Genomic DNA, 14,740 nt, shown 5'->3' with positions numbered 1-14,740 from the left:
CAGCCCGCGCGTCAACGCCGCGTTCTCGTACCAGCTCAATTGAGCGCCTCGCGAGCAGCCCGCACATCGGCGCGGGCTGTTTCGATTAGAGTCCCCTCTATCAAATCTGGCTGGCAGGTTTCACGTATTCTGCAAATGGCTCGCGACAGGCGGCCGTCCGATGCAGACGGTCCTGCGAGCAGTCCGAAAACGACAATGCGATACAAGGAGGATGACGATGATTCAACTGACCCGCCCATTGCGTTCGATGGCCCTCGCCGGCGCCCTGCTCGCCTGTGCCGCTCACGCGTTTGCCCAGGCGGATAGCCCGGTCGGCACGTGGCAGACGATCGATGACAACACCGGCAAGCCGAAGGCACTCGTGCAGATCAGCGCGGATACGAATGGCGAACTCTCGGGCAAGGTTCTCAAGGGCCTCGGCGACAACGAGGCACCCGATCGCCGCTGCAGCGCCTGCACCGATGAGCGCAAGGATCAGCTGATCAAGGGCATGACGATCATAAAGGCGATGAAGAAGGAAGGCGACAAGTGGGACGGCGGCAACATCCTCGACCCGGAAAACGGCAAGATCTACAAATGCAAGATGTCGCTGGAGGATGGCGGTCAGAAGCTCGTCGTACGCGGCTACATCGGCGTATCGCTGCTCGGCCGGTCGCAGACCTGGATTCGCCAGCAGTAAATCGCGCGCATGCGCGGTTTCGCGCCCTGCAAAACCAATCGGCCTGACGATGACATCGCAGGCCGATTGCTTTTACGCCGTATGGATACGCGACTTGCAGGCTGTCCGTGTGCCCGCGTATCACGACCGGACGATCATGCCGGCGCACGCTCCCGCACGCCCGCTATATATGGCGTACCCGGCGTCGCATGCGACGCAGACGCGGTCACGCTACGCGCTTCGGCCGCTTTCGACTCGGCGTGATGGCGCATCCGCAGGGTGAACATGTTGAACAGCGCCAGGCCAACCTCGCCATACAGCACATGCAATACCTGCCGCAACGTGCCCGTTTCGTACCAGACCTTGAAGCGGCGATGACACGTCTGATACGACGGATAGCGACGCGGCATGGCCGACCAGGTCTCGCTATTGCAGATCACCCACAGGACACCATTCAGCACAGCTCGGGTATTGGCGAGCGGCCGGCCGCGCAACTCGGTGCGAGGCCGCATTTCCGGCAGCAGCGGCGTGACTTGCAGCCACTCGTGGTCGGTGAGATCGCGATACTGTGTCATGGACATCTCCAGCCTTAGGAAGCATTCCACAACGATATCGGCTCGACACCGCATTGAATATAAGACCAATCTGAAAAGACAGCGACTTAGCCTCAATTCAACTGGAATTAGCCATCAAATGCCGGAAAATGATGCACCACCACGCAGCGCGCTCAGGTCAGCGACGTATCGACGAGACGCCTTGGGGTTTCCAGATATTCCTTCGACTGCATTTCGACGATCCGCGACACCGTGCGCGTGAACTCGTTCGCCATCGGGCCTTCGACATACAGCGACTCCGCGGGCACCGCGGCGGACATCAGCAGCTTCACCTTGTGGTCGTACAGCACGTCGATCAGCCACGTGAAGCGGCGCGCCTCCGACGCCATCCGCGCCGACATCTGCGGAACGTCCGACAGCACGATCGCGTGGAAGCGGCTCGCGAGCTCGAGATAATCGTTCTGCGAACGCGGGCCGCCGCACAGCGTCGCGAAGTCGAACCATACGACGCCGTCGGCCTTGCGCAGCGCCTTCAGCTCGCGCTTCTCGATGTGCAGGATCGGGCTTTCGTCCGGCACCGCCGCGAGCTGCGCGAATGCGTGGCGCAGCGCGCGATCCGCCGCCGCGCCGAGCGGCGTGTGATACATCTGCACCTGCGCCAGCGTACGCTGGCGATAGTCGACGCCCGCGTCGACATTGAGCACGTCGAGCTTGTCCTTGAGCAGCGCGATCGCCGGCAGCATCCGGTCACGATGCAGGCCGTCCGGATACAGATCGTCGGGCGCGTAGTTGGACGTCATCACGAACTGCACGCCGTTCGAAAACAGCCGGTCCAGCAAGCGATACAGGATCATCGCGTCGGCGATGTCCGAAACGTGGAATTCATCGAAGCAGATCAGCCGGTAGCGCTTCGCGATGCGGCGAGCCAGCTCATCGAGCGGATCGGCCTGCCCCTTCAGCTCCTCGAGCTCGCGATGCACCTCGCGCATGAATTCGTGGAAGTGCAGGCGCGTCTTGCGCTGCACCGGCACGACCGCATAGAAGCTGTCCATCAGAAAACTCTTGCCCCGCCCGACTCCGCCCCACATGTAGACGCCGCGCGGCAGCTCCGGCCGGATGATGAGTTTCTTGAACGCATTCGAGCGGCGCGCCTTGTATGCGACCCACTCGTCATAGCAGCGCTGCAGGCGATCGATCGCCGCACGCTGCGCGGCATCGTACTGGTAACCGCGCGTGTTCAATTCCCGCGCGTAGTATTCGGTGACGTTCATCATGCAAACCGGAAAGCACGAAGGCGGACGGGAAAACCCGCCCGCCTTCGTCGTCAGACAGCGGCGCCGGCCGATGATCCGGCCGGCACGACATCGCGCTTAGCTGTTCAGCGAGCGCTTGTCGACAGCAAGCGCCGCCTCGCGCATCACTTCGGACATCGACGGGTGCGGATGGCAAATGCGGGCGATGTCTTCCGACGCCGCCTTGAACTCCATCGCCACCACGGCTTCCGCGATCAGGTCCGACGCGTTTGCCGCAATCACGTGCACGCCGAGCAGTTCGTCGGTCTTCGCGTCCGCGATCATCTTCACGAAACCGTCCGGCGCGTTCATGCCGAGCGCGCGGCCGTTGATCGAGAATGGGAACTTGCCCGTCTTGATCTCGCGGCCTTCCGCCTTCAGCTGCTGTTCCGTCTTGCCGACCCAGGCGATTTCCGGGTACGTGTAGATCACCCACGGAATGCAGTTGTAGTCGATGTGCGGCTTCTGTCCGTCGATCACTTCGGCGACCATCACGCCTTCGTCTTCCGCCTTGTGCGCGAGCATCGGGCCACGCACCACATCGCCGATCGCGTAGACGTTCGGCACCGCCGTGCGGCAGTGGTCGTCGACGTCGATGAAGCCGCGCTCGTTAGCCTTCAGGCCGATCGCTTCGAGGCCGAGATTGTCGGTGTTCGGCACGCGGCCGACCGACACGATCAGGCGATCCGCGTCGAGCGTCTTCGCGTTGCCGTCCTTGTCGGTGTAGGCGATCGACACGCCGTTCGCGCTCGTCTTCACTTCGCCGATCTGCACGCCGAGCTGGATGTCGAGGCCCTGCTTCTTGAACAGCTTCGCGGCTTCCTTGGCCAGCGCTTCGTCGGCTGCGCCGAGGAACGCCGGCAGCGCTTCGAGCACCGTCACTTCAGCGCCGAGACGACGCCACACCGAGCCGAGTTCGAGGCCGATCACGCCCGCGCCGATCACGGCGAGCTTCTTCGGCACCGAGTCGAATGCCAGCGCGCCTTCGTTGTCGGAAATCAGCTTGTTGTCGACCGGGATGCCCGGCAGATGACGCGCCTTCGAACCCGTCGCGATGATCACGTTCTTCGCCGTGACGACTTCGGTCTCGCCTTCGCCGCTCACTTCGATCTGCACACCGGCGTCGGTCTTGCCGGTGAACTTGCCATGGCCCTTCAGCCAGGTGATCTTGTTCTTCTTGAACAGGAACTCGATCCCGCCCGTCATCTTCTCGACGATGGCGTCCTTGCGGCCGAGCATCGTCGAGACGTCCATCGTCACTTCACCGACGCTGATGCCGTGGTCGGCGAGGTGATGCTGCGCGTTTTCGAACTCCTCCGACGACGCGAGCAGCGCCTTCGACGGAATGCAGCCGACGTTCAGGCACGTGCCGCCGAGCTTCAGCGCGCCGGCCGGGTTTTTCCACTTTTCGATACAGGCAACGGTCTTGCCCAGTTGAGCGGCGCGGATCGCGGCGATGTAGCCGCCCGGGCCCGCGCCGATCACGACGACGTCAAATTCCTTGGACATGGCAATCCTTTCTTCTTGTGCGTCCGCACGGGCGCGCGAGGTCGCGCACCCGTGCCGCGCGGTTCAATGCGGGTGACTGGGCTTACAGGTCGAGCAGCAGACGCGCCGGATCTTCGAGCGCATCCTTCATCGCGACGAGCGACAGCACCGCTTCGCGGCCGTCGATGATCCGGTGGTCGTACGACAGCGCCAGGTAGTTGATCGGACGGATCACGATCTGGCCGTTCTCGACGACCGGACGCTCCTTCGTCGCGTGCACACCCAGGATGGCCGATTGCGGCGGGTTGATGATCGGGGTCGACAGCATCGAGCCGAACACGCCGCCGTTCGAGATCGAGAACGTACCGCCCGTCATTTCCTCGATCGACAGCTTGCCGTCCTTCGCCTTCTGGCCGAACTCGGCGATCTTCTTCTCGATGTCGGCGAGGCTCATCTGGTCCGCGTTGCGCAGGATCGGCACGACGAGGCCGCGCGGCGAACCGACCGCGATACCGATGTCGAAGTAGCCGTGGTAGACGATGTCGTTGCCGTCGATCGACGCGTTCACGAGCGGGAACTTCTTCAGCGCATGAACCGCCGCCTTCACGAAGAACGACATGAAGCCGAGCTTCACGCCGTGTTCCTTCTCGAACTTGTCCTTGTACTTGGCGCGCAGATCCATGACCGGCTGCATGTTGACTTCGTTGAACGTCGTCAGGATCGCGTTGGTCTGCTGCGACTCGAGCAGGCGCTCGGCGATACGCGCACGCAGGCGCGACATCGGCACGCGCTGTTCCGGACGGTCGCTCAGCCACGTCGTCGCCGACGCCGGCACCTTCACGTCCGGCAGCGACGGCTTCGCGGCAGCCGGCTTCGCCGGGGCGGCCGGTGCAGCCTTCGGTGCGCCGCCTGCGGACAGCACATCGCCCTTCGTGATGCGTCCGTCGCGGCCCGAACCGGCGACATCGCCTGCTGCGAGGCCCTTCTCGGCCATCAGCTTCGCGGCGGACGGCGCGGCGGCAGCCGTACTCGACGCTGCGGCGGCAGCCGGTTGCGCGACCGGTGCAGCGGCGGCTGCGGCCGGCTGGACGTCGGCTTCGCCCGCTGCAGCGGCAACGGCACCCGCCTTCGCTTCGGTGTCGATCGTCGCGATCAGCTGATCGGCCACCACGGTATCACCGTCGTTCTGCAGCACTTGTGCGAGCACGCCCGCGGCCGGTGCCGGCACTTCGAGCACGACCTTGTCGGTCTCGAGCTCGATCAGGATTTCGTCTTGTGCGACAGCTTCGCCGGGCTTCTTCTTCCACTGCAGCATGGTCGCTTCCGAAACCGACTCCGAAAGCTGGGGGACTTTGACTTCTACGATAGCCATGTGATTTTCCTGAATGCTTAATCTGGGTAATGTCGAGGTTCGTGCATCTCGTTCGGCTCACGCATCCGTTCGGGCGTCGGCCAAACGAGCCGGGAAGGCGCCGCGCGCCTTCCCGTTTCCCTGCCGCGGTTATTTCGCGATCGTGACGCCCTTCAGGCGGCCGAATGCGCCTTCGACGAGCGCCTTCTGCTGCTCGTAGTGCTTCGCGTAGTAACCGACCGCCGGCGAAGCCGAAGCAGGACGGCCGCTGTACGCCAGCTTCTGTCCTTCCTTCATGCCTTCCTTCAGGTGGTGTTCGACGTAGAACCACGGGCCCTGATTCTGCGGCTCGTCCTGCACCCAGACCACTTCAGTCGCGTTCTCGTACTTCTTCATTTCGGCTTCGAACTGCTTGTGCGCGAACGGATACAACTGCTCGATACGCACGATTGCGACGTCGTTCGCCTTCGTTTCGCGGCGGTGCGCGACGAGGTCGAAGTAGACGCGGCCCGAGCAAACCAGCACGCGCTTGACCTTCTTCGCGTCGATGTCGCCGTCGGTTTCGCCGAGCACCGGCTGGAACGAACCCTTCGCCAGTTCCGACAGATCTGACACCGCTTCCTTGTGACGCAGCAGCGACTTCGGCGTCGCGACGATCAGCGGCTTGCGGAACAGGCGGATCATCTGGCGGCGCAGCAGATGGAAGATCTGCGCCGGCGTCGTCGGCTGGACGACCTGCATGTTGTGATCCGCGCACAGTTGCAGGAAACGCTCGATACGCGTCGACGAGTGCTCCGGACCCTGGCCTTCGTAGCCGTGCGGCAGCAGCATCGTCAGGCCCGACACGCGGCCCCACTTCACTTCGCCCGACGAGATGAACTGGTCGATCACGACCTGCGCGCCGTTGACGAAGTCGCCGAATTGCGCTTCCCACAGCACGAGCGTGTTCGGCTCGGCGGTCGAGTAGCCGTATTCGAAGCCCAGCACCGCCTCTTCCGACAGCACCGAGTCGATCACCGTGAACTTCGCCTGGTTGTCGGCGATGTTCTGCAGCGGCACGTACGTGCCGTCGTTCCAGCGTTCGCGGTTCTGGTCGTGCAACACCGCGTGGCGGTGCGTGAACGTGCCGCGGCCCGAGTCCTGGCCGGTCAGTCGCACGGAGTATCCCGATGCGACGAGCGACGCGAATGCGAGGTGCTCGGCCATGCCCCAGTCGAGCGGCTGATCGCCGCGCGCCATGTTGCGGCGGTCGTTGATCACGCGCTCGACGAGCGGGTGAACCTTGAAGTTCTCCGGCACCGTCGTGATGCGTTCGCCGAGACGCTTCAGTTCGGCGAGCGGCACGGCCGTGTCGGCCGCGTCGGTCCACTTGCGGTTCAGGAACGGCACCCAGTCGACTGCGTACTTGCTCTTGTAGTTCGACAGCACCGGATCGACCGTGTGATGACCGTCGTCCATCGCCTTGCGGTACGCCTTGACGAAGCCGTCAGCCTCTTCCGCGGTGATCACGCCCTGCTGCACGAGCTTCTCGGCATACAGCGCGCGGGTGCCCGGGTGCTGTGCGATCTTCTTGTACATCAGCGGCTGCGTGACCGCCGGCGTGTCCTGTTCGTTGTGACCCAGCTTGCGGAAGCAGACGATGTCGATCACGACATCCTTGTGGAACTGCATCCGGTAGTCGATCGCGATCTGGATCGCGAGCACGACCGCTTCGGGGTCGTCGCCGTTCACGTGCAGCACCGGCGCTTCGATCATCTTGACGACGTCGGTGCAGTACAGCGTCGAGCGCGCATCGCGCGGGTCGGACGTCGTGAAGCCGATTTGGTTGTTGATGACGATGTGCAGCGTGCCGTGCGTGCCGTAACCGCGCGTCTGCGCCAGGTTCAGCGTTTCCATCACGACGCCCTGGCCCGCGAAGGCCGCGTCGCCGTGGATCTGCACCGGCAGCACCTGCAGGCCGTCTTCGTCGCCGCGGCGATCCATCCGCGCCTTCGCCGAACCTTCGACCACCGGGTTGACGATTTCGAGGTGCGACGGGTTGAACGCAAGCGACAGGTGAACCGGGCCGCCTTCCGTCGACACGTCCGACGAGAAGCCCTTGTGGTACTTCACGTCGCCGGCCGGCAGGTCGTCGACGTGCTTGCCTTCGAATTCGGCGAACAGGTCCGCCGGCATCTTGCCGAGCGTGTTCACGAGCACATTCAGACGGCCTCGGTGCGCCATGCCGATGACGATTTCCTGCACGCCCTTCTTGCCTGCGTGCTGGACGACTTCGTCCATCGCCGCGATGAAGCTTTCGCCGCCTTCGAGCGAGAAGCGCTTCTGGCCGACGTACTTGGTGTGCAGATAGCGCTCGAGGCCTTCGCCGGCCGTCAGGCGGTTCAGGATGTGCTTCTTCTTGTCGGCCGAGAAGTTCGGCGTCGCGCGGATCGACTCCAGGCGCTCCTGCCACCAGCGCTTCTGTTCCGGATCGCTGATGTACATGAATTCGGCGCCGATCGTGCCGCAGTACGTATCGCGCAGACCCTTGACGATGTCACGCAGCGACGCCTGGTCGAAACCGAGATACAGGTTGCTTGCGCTGAACGTCTGGTCGAGGTCGGCCTCGGAGAAGTCGTAGAAAGCGGGTTCGAGTTCGGGGATGGCGGGACGTTCGCGGCGCTTCAGGGGATCGAGATTGGCCCATTGCGAGCCAAGGAAGCGGTATGCGCTGATGAGGGACTGGACGTGGACCTGCTTGCGCGCGGTGGCCAGGTTGCTGCTGCTTTCGCGCGGGATGAAGGCATTGGCCTTCGCACGCTGGGCAAATGATTCGACGATCGGGAAATGCGCAACGTCGTTGACATTGGAACCGTCGGTTGCAGGCACGTTCTGCAACGCATCGAAATACTCTCGCCAGTTCTCGGGCACTGACGCCGGATTATCGAGATATGCATCGTACAGTTCTTCAACGTACGAAGCATTGCCGCCGAACAAATAGGAGTTCAGCTGAAACTGCTTCATTACATCTGACATTTTACGCTCACCTTTCTTCGAGCTTCTCGAGAAATAGCGGGTTACTCAACCTTCCGCGACACGGCCTGACCGTTTAGCGGATTGCGCGAATCAAGTCTTGCTTGGAAGGACCTAAACTTGCGTGCGCGCAGCATATCACAGAACACCTGGCGAAGTTCACACGAGAAAGTGCAAGAAAGCGTGATGCGGCGGGGCTTTGCGGGATGGCCGATGCGTCTGCGAAACATTGTTTTGCGGGCATCGCGCCCGCGGATCATTCAGATGCAAAAAAGCCGCCCGAAGGCGGCTTTTTTGTCATGCGCGGACTACTCCGGCAGATCAGTCGGCAGCAGCTTCGCGGCTCGCGCGGCGACGCTCATGCTCCTTCAGGTGACGCTTGCGCAGGCGAATCGACTGCGGCGTCACTTCGACCAGTTCGTCGTCGTCGATGAATTCGACCGCGTATTCGAGCGACATCTGGATCGGCGGCACGAGGCGCACCGCTTCGTCGGTGCCCGACGCACGCACGTTCGTCAGCTGCTTGCCCTTGATCGGGTTCACGACGAGATCGTTGTCACGGCTGTGGATACCGATGATCATGCCCTCGTAGAGCGCATCGCCCGGCTTCACGAACATGCGGCCGCGATCCTGCAGCTTCCACAGCGCGTACGCGACTGCCGCGCCGTCGTCCTGCGAAATCAGCACGCCGTTGCGGCGCTCGCCGACCGAACCGTCCTTGACCGGTGCATACGAATCGAAAATGTGGCTCATCAGGCCCGTGCCGCGCGTGAGCGTCAGGAATTCGCTCTGGAAGCCGATCAGCCCGCGCGCCGGAATCCGGTATTCCAGACGCGTACGGCCACGGCCGTCCGACGCCATGTCGAGCATCTCGCCCTTGCGACGTCCCAGTTCCTCCATCACGCCGCCCTGGTGCTCGTCCTCGACATCGACCGTCAGCAGTTCGTACGGCTCGTGCTTCACGCCGTCGATTTCCTGCATCACGACGCGCGGACGCGACACTGCGAGCTCGTAGCCTTCGCGGCGCATGTTCTCGACGAGAATCGTCAGGTGCAGTTCGCCGCGGCCCGACACTTCGAACACCGTCTCGTCGCCCGTATCCCGCACGCGCAGCGCGACGTTGTGGTTCAGTTCCTTCATCAGGCGATCGCGGATCTGGCGGCTCGTGACGAACTTGCCTTCGCGGCCCGCGAGCGGCGACGAGTTGACGAGGAAGTTCATCGTCAGCGTCGGCTCGTCGACGGTGATCATCGGCAGCGCCTCAGGCGTGTCGACCGCGCAGATCGTCGCGCCGATGCCCACGTCCTCGATGCCGTTGATCAGCACGATGTCGCCCGCTTCGGCCGATTCGACCTGCACGCGCTCGAGACCCGTGAACGACAGCACCTGGTTGATCTTGCGGTTCAGCACCTCGCCTTCCGGACCGAAGCGCATCACGACCGGCTGGCCCGGCTTGATGCGGCCGCGCGTGATGCGGCCCACGCCGATCCGGCCGACGTACGTCGAATAGTCGAGCGACGTGATCTGCAGCTGCAGCGGCGCATCCGGATCGGCCGGACGCACCGGCACGTGCTCGAGGATCGCCTCGAACAGCGGACGCATGTCGCCTTCGCGCGCAGCCGGATCGAGCGACGCGTAGCCGTTCAGGCCCGACGCGTAGACGACCGGGAAGTCGAGCTGCTCCTCGGTGGCGCCGAGCTTGTCGAACAGGTCGAAGGTCTGGTTGATCGCCCAGTCGATGCGCGCGCCCGGACGGTCGATCTTGTTGACGACGACGATCGGCTTCAGGCCGAGTGCGAGCGCCTTCTTCGTGACGAAGCGCGTTTGCGGCATCGGGCCTTCGACGGCGTCGACGAGCAGCAGCACCGAGTCGACCATCGACAGCACACGCTCCACTTCACCGCCGAAGTCGGCGTGCCCCGGCGTGTCGACGATATTGATGTGCGTGCCTTCGTATTCGACCGCACAGTTCTTCGCGAGGATCGTGATCCCGCGCTCTTTTTCGATGTCGTTCGAGTCCATCACGCGTTCGGCGACCTGCTGGTTCTCGCGGAAGGTACCGGACTGGCGGAGCAATTGGTCGACGAGCGTCGTCTTGCCGTGGTCGACGTGGGCGATGATGGCGATGTTGCGAAGGGCGCGGGTCATAGAAACCTGAAAATCGATTGAAAGCGCAAGCGCGCACGGACGTTCTTCACGTGCGTGCGCAGTGCAGCCTGGAAAGCTTGACATTATAGCACGCACAGATGTCGAGGGCGGCCGGACGTTGCAGCGCAACATCGGCGGCACCGGACGCGCCGCCATACGACAAAGACAATGAGCCCGCGTCCGGCAAGCCGGCGGCCGCCCGGGCCGGGAAAGACCTGCATTCGTCAGGGTTATTTCGAGGCGCCCTGCACGCTGGAGACGGTTCCATTAACATTTGTCGCGGCAACCAATCGCACCTATACTTCTGCCTAGTCAATCATTGCAGATTCAGGAATTTATGTCGGATCCCGTCCACTCTCAGCCGCAAAACCTGTCGCTATCGTCGTACCAGATCAACGACAGCGTCGGCTACCTGATGTCGCGCGTGAAATCGCTGATGAGCAATCTCGTCACGCAGCGCACGCAAGACGAACTCGGCATTACCGGCACCCAGGCGAGCATGCTGTTCATGGTCGCGGTCGGCAAATGCTCGACGGCCGCGGAACTGGCCCGCGAATTCGCGATCGACGCGAGCGCGGTGACGCGCCTGCTCGATCGCGTCGAAAAACGCGGGCTGCTGTCGCGCGTGCGGAGCATGGAGGATCGACGCGTTGTACGGCTCGAGCTGACGGACGAGGGCCGCGCGATCGCCGAAAAATTGCCGGCGATCTTCCGCAGCGTACTCGACCAGTTGCTGGGCGGTTTTACGCCGGAGGAAGTCGGCTTCCTGAAAAGCATGCTCCGCCGCATCCTCAGCAGTTATTGCGATGGCGCCGGCGGCACCCACGCGTAGTGCCTGCCATAACAACTATTTTCGACAGATTAATGTAAGGAAATCCTTGCAGTGTCCATCATTCATTCCGAGTCAGAGGCCCGCGTGGTGAAATCGTCCCCGCTATCCGTGCATGCCGGGTCATGCCGCACTGCCGTCGCCGCCGCGGTCGCCGCGCTGGCGCTGGCGGGCTGCGCCAACTACTTCGGCATCAAGAGCGATCAGCACATCGCGTCCGCGTCGCAATTCGAAACCACACAGAGCCTGCCCGCCGAAGGCGGCATGTGGCCGTCGCTCGACTGGTCCGCCCAGTTCGGCGATCCGCAGCTGCCAAAGCTGATCGACGAGGCGCTCGAAGGCAGCCCGACGATCGCCCAGGCACAGGCGCGGATCGCAAAGGCTTCGTCGTATATCGAGGCATCGCGGGCGATGCTGTTCCCGACGCTCGACGGCACCTATTCATGGACGCGCGGGATGTATTCCGGCAATGCCCTCTTCCCGCCGCCGTTCGGCGGCACGTGGTACAGCGAGAACACGCTGACGGCCCATGCGTCGTGGGATCTCGACCTGTGGGGCAAGAACCGCGAGCGGCTGCGCACCGCGTTGTCGCAGGAGAAGGTCGCCGAGGCCGACATGCAGCAGACCCGCATCACGCTCGCCGCGTCGATCGCCCGCACCTACAACCAGCTCGCGCAGCTGTATGCGCTGCGCGATATTGCGCAGCGCGAGATCGCCAACCGGCAGACCGTCGGCACGATCACCGACGGCCGCGTGTCGGCCGGCCTCGATACCAACGTCGAGCGGCAGACCGCGCGCGGCAACATCGCGACCACGCAAGCAACGCTGTCCGACCTCGACGGCCAGATCACGACGACGCGCTACCAGCTCGCCGCACTGCTCGGCAAGAGCCCGGATCGCGGCCTGAAGATCGCCACGCCGGTGCTGAATCCGGGCGGCGACATCGCGCTGCCCGACAACCTGCCCGCCGACCTTGTATCGCGCCGTCCGGACATCGTCGCCGCGCGCTGGCAGGTCGAAGCCGCGATGCACGACGTGAAGGAAGCGAAAGCCGAGTTCTTCCCGGACATCAACCTCGCCGCGACCTTCGGTCTCGACTCGTTCGGCTGGGGCCGGTTCTTCACCTTCGGCAGCCGCACGGCCCAGTTCGGGCCGGCGATCCACCTGCCGATCTTCGATGCCGGCGCACTGCGCGGGCAACTCAAGGGGCGCTACGCGGAATTCGATTATGACGTCGCGTATTACAACCAGACGCTGATCGGCGCGCTGAACGATGTCGCGACCCAGGTGGCGTCGATCCATGCGATCGACCGGCAAATGGGCGACGCACAGCGCGCGCTCGATGCGTCGACACGCGCATACGACCTGGCCGTGATCCGTTACAAGGCCGGCCTGTCGCCCCAGTTGCTGGTGCTGAACGCGGACAGCAACCGCCTCGCGTCGGAGCAGACCGTGACCAACCTGAAGATGCGTCGCCGCGATTTGCAGATCGCGCTGATCAAGGCGCTCGGCGGCGGCTTCGACGCCACCGGCACGCGTCTTGCCGCCCCCGACGCCAAGCGCGCCGCACAAGCCGAAACAAGCCAGCGGGCAACGAACTGACCGGGCACACCCGGCACCTCACGCAGATACTCGAAACAACGGACGGAGAACCTCGCCATGAGCGACCCACAACACACCGCCGCCAGCGCCCAGTCGCAAAACAACGGCAAGCGCAAACGGATGATGACGCTGCTCGTCGCGATCATCGTGATCGCGGCCATTGCATACGGCCTGTATTACTTCCTGGTCGCGCGCTTCCATGAAGAGACCGACGACGCCTACGTCAACGGCAACGTCGTGCAGATCACGCCGCAAGTCGTCGGCACGGTCGTCGCGGTGAAGGCGGACGACACGCAGACAGTCAAGGCCGGCGACCCGCTCGTGCTGCTCGATCCGGCAGATTCGCAGGTTGCGCTGCAGCAGGCCGAAGCCAATCTCGCGCAGACGGTGCGCCAGGTGCGCGGCCTGTTCGTCAACGACGATCAGTACCGCGCGCAAGTCGCGCTGCGCCAGTCCGACCTGGCGAAGGCCGAGGAAGACTTGCGCCGCCGTGCGGCGGTCGCGCAGACGGGTGCCGTCTCGCAGGAAGAAATCTCGCACGCGCGCGACGCGGTGAAGGCCGCACAGGCCTCGCTCGACGCCGCGCAGCAGCAGCTCGCGTCGAACCGCGCGCTGACCGCGAACACGACGATCGCATCGCATCCGAACGTGCTCGCCGCGGCAGCGAAGGTCCGCGACGCCTACCTCGCGAACTCACGCAACACGCTGCCCGCGCCGGTCACCGGCTATGTCGCGAAGCGCTCGGTGCAGGTCGGCCAGCGCGTGTCGCCCGGCGCGCCGCTGATGTCGGTCGTGCCGCTGAACGCGGTCTGGATCGACGCCAACTTCAAGGAAGTGCAGCTCAAGCACATGCGCATCGGCCAGCCGGTCGAACTGACGGCCGACATCTACGGTTCGTCGGTCGTCTATCACGGCAAGGTGGTCGGCTTCTCGGCCGGCACGGGCTCGGCGTTCTCGCTGCTGCCGGCGCAGAATGCGACGGGCAACTGGATCAAGGTCGTCCAGCGCCTGCCGGTGCGAATCGAGCTCGACCCGAAGGATCTCGAGAAGCATCCGTTGCGCATCGGCCTGTCGATGCAGGTCGACGTCGACATCAAGGACGAAAGCGGCAGCCAGCTCGGCAACGTGCAGAACACGGTCTACCAGACCGATGTGTTCGCAAAGTACGGCGACGAGGCCGATGCCGAGATCGCGCGCATCATCGCCCAGAATGCCGGCGGCAACGCCGCGCCGGCGCCGGCGGCGACGAAGCAGAGCCCCATCTCGAAGATGATGTAACCGGGCTGCAATCGGAAAATCGACATGGCACAGACTCCAGCCCCACTCCCGCCCTTGCAGGGCGGCCACCTCGTGCTCGGTACGGTCGCGGTGTCGCTCGCCGTGTTCATGAACGTGCTCGACACGTCGATCGCGAACGTCGCGATCCCGACGATCTCGGGCGACCTCGGCGTATCGTCGGATCAGGGCACCTGGGTCATCACGTCGTTCGCCGTCGCGAACGCGATCTCCGTGCCGCTGACCGGCTGGCTCACCGATCGCATCGGGCAGGTGCGCCTGTTCCTCGCGTCGATCATCCTGTTCGTGATCTCGTCGCTGATGTGCGGGCTTTCGCCGACACTGCCGTTCCTGCTCGCCTCGCGCGTGCTGCAAGGCGCCGTTGCCGGCCCGATGATTCCGCTGTCGCAATCGCTGCTGCTCGCGAGCTACCCGCGCGCGAAAGCGCCGATGGCGCTATCGCTCTGGGCCATGACGACGCTGATCGCGCCGGTCGCCGGCCCGATCCTCGGCGGCTGGATCTCGGACAAT

The 14,740-nt window shown here is 63.9% G+C and carries 11 protein-coding genes; 5 read left to right on the top strand and 6 right to left on the bottom strand.

The window, feature by feature from the left end; genetic code table 11:
• Window positions 1–217: 217 nt before the first annotated feature.
• Window positions 218–679: a DUF2147 domain-containing protein gene (locus KH616_RS11515; RefSeq protein WP_292244243.1), complete on the top strand. Its 462-nt coding sequence runs from the start codon at window positions 218–220 to the stop codon at window positions 677–679.
• Window positions 680–813: 134 nt separating this feature from the next.
• On the opposite strand, the gene KH616_RS11510 is transcribed toward KH616_RS11515, so the two are convergent.
• The 6 genes from KH616_RS11510 to typA all read right to left on the bottom strand — a co-directional run bounded on the left by KH616_RS11510 (window position 814) and on the right by typA (window position 10,503).
• Window positions 814–1,233, bottom strand: coding sequence for a transposase (locus tag KH616_RS11510; protein WP_292244242.1), 420 nt, complete (start codon window positions 1,231–1,233; stop codon window positions 814–816).
• 152 nt (window positions 1,234–1,385) lie between these two features.
• On the bottom strand, window positions 1,386–2,483 hold the full coding sequence (gene zapE, locus KH616_RS11505; protein ID WP_292244241.1) for a cell division protein ZapE: 1,098 nt from the start codon (window positions 2,481–2,483) through the stop codon (window positions 1,386–1,388).
• Window positions 2,484–2,582: 99 nt separating this feature from the next.
• Entirely contained in the window at window positions 2,583–4,013 is a 1,431-nt protein-coding gene (gene lpdA / locus KH616_RS11500) for a dihydrolipoyl dehydrogenase (protein ID WP_292244240.1), read from the bottom strand.
• Window positions 4,014–4,095: 82 nt separating this feature from the next.
• On the bottom strand, window positions 4,096–5,364 hold the full coding sequence (gene odhB / locus KH616_RS11495; RefSeq protein WP_292244239.1) for a 2-oxoglutarate dehydrogenase complex dihydrolipoyllysine-residue succinyltransferase: 1,269 nt from the start codon (window positions 5,362–5,364) through the stop codon (window positions 4,096–4,098).
• Between the two features lie 129 nt (window positions 5,365–5,493).
• Complete coding sequence (locus tag KH616_RS11490) at window positions 5,494–8,358, bottom strand: 2-oxoglutarate dehydrogenase E1 component (protein WP_292244238.1); 2,865 nt, start codon at window positions 8,356–8,358, stop codon at window positions 5,494–5,496.
• Between the two features lie 318 nt (window positions 8,359–8,676).
• Window positions 8,677–10,503: a translational GTPase TypA gene (gene typA / locus KH616_RS11485; RefSeq protein ID WP_292244237.1), complete on the bottom strand. Its 1,827-nt coding sequence runs from the start codon at window positions 10,501–10,503 to the stop codon at window positions 8,677–8,679.
• 337 nt (window positions 10,504–10,840) lie between these two features.
• Here typA and KH616_RS11480 point away from each other — a divergent pair, with 337 nt between their 5' ends.
• The 4 genes from KH616_RS11480 to KH616_RS11465 all read left to right on the top strand — a co-directional run.
• The gene (locus KH616_RS11480) at window positions 10,841–11,335 is read left to right on the top strand and encodes a MarR family transcriptional regulator (RefSeq protein ID WP_292244236.1); all 495 of its coding nucleotides are present in this window, start codon (window positions 10,841–10,843) and stop codon (window positions 11,333–11,335) included.
• A gap of 87 nt (window positions 11,336–11,422) precedes the next feature.
• Window positions 11,423–12,934, top strand: a complete 1,512-nt coding sequence (locus KH616_RS11475) for an efflux transporter outer membrane subunit (RefSeq protein ID WP_292244244.1) — start codon at window positions 11,423–11,425, stop codon at window positions 12,932–12,934.
• A gap of 57 nt (window positions 12,935–12,991) precedes the next feature.
• Window positions 12,992–14,212: an HlyD family secretion protein gene (locus KH616_RS11470; protein ID WP_292244235.1), complete on the top strand. Its 1,221-nt coding sequence runs from the start codon at window positions 12,992–12,994 to the stop codon at window positions 14,210–14,212.
• 24 nt (window positions 14,213–14,236) lie between these two features.
• Window positions 14,237–14,740, top strand: a 504-nt coding sequence (locus KH616_RS11465) for an MFS transporter (RefSeq protein ID WP_292244234.1), incomplete at its 3' end; no start/stop codon positions are given.

Source organism: Burkholderia sp. (assembly GCF_018375725.1).
Classification (GTDB): domain Bacteria; phylum Pseudomonadota; class Gammaproteobacteria; order Burkholderiales; family Burkholderiaceae; genus Burkholderia.
Note: the sequence above shows the minus strand (reverse complement) of the source record. Positions and strands in the feature narration are given on the sequence as shown.

Coding starts and splice junctions, on each gene's coding strand:
- KH616_RS11480 (WP_292244236.1), top strand. CDS start 10,841: ATGTCGGATCCCGTCCACTCTCAGCCGCAAAACCTGTCGCTATCGTCG.
- KH616_RS11515 (WP_292244243.1), top strand. CDS start 218: ATGATTCAACTGACCCGCCCATTGCGTTCGATGGCCCTCGCCGGCGCC.
- KH616_RS11510 (WP_292244242.1), bottom strand. CDS start 1,233: ATGACACAGTATCGCGATCTCACCGACCACGAGTGGCTGCAAGTCACG.
- typA (WP_292244237.1), bottom strand. CDS start 10,503: ATGACCCGCGCCCTTCGCAACATCGCCATCATCGCCCACGTCGACCAC.
- lpdA (WP_292244240.1), bottom strand. CDS start 4,013: ATGTCCAAGGAATTTGACGTCGTCGTGATCGGCGCGGGCCCGGGCGGC.
- zapE (WP_292244241.1), bottom strand. CDS start 2,483: ATGAACGTCACCGAATACTACGCGCGGGAATTGAACACGCGCGGTTAC.
- KH616_RS11470 (WP_292244235.1), top strand. CDS start 12,992: ATGAGCGACCCACAACACACCGCCGCCAGCGCCCAGTCGCAAAACAAC.
- KH616_RS11490 (WP_292244238.1), bottom strand. CDS start 8,358: ATGTCAGATGTAATGAAGCAGTTTCAGCTGAACTCCTATTTGTTCGGC.
- odhB (WP_292244239.1), bottom strand. CDS start 5,364: ATGGCTATCGTAGAAGTCAAAGTCCCCCAGCTTTCGGAGTCGGTTTCG.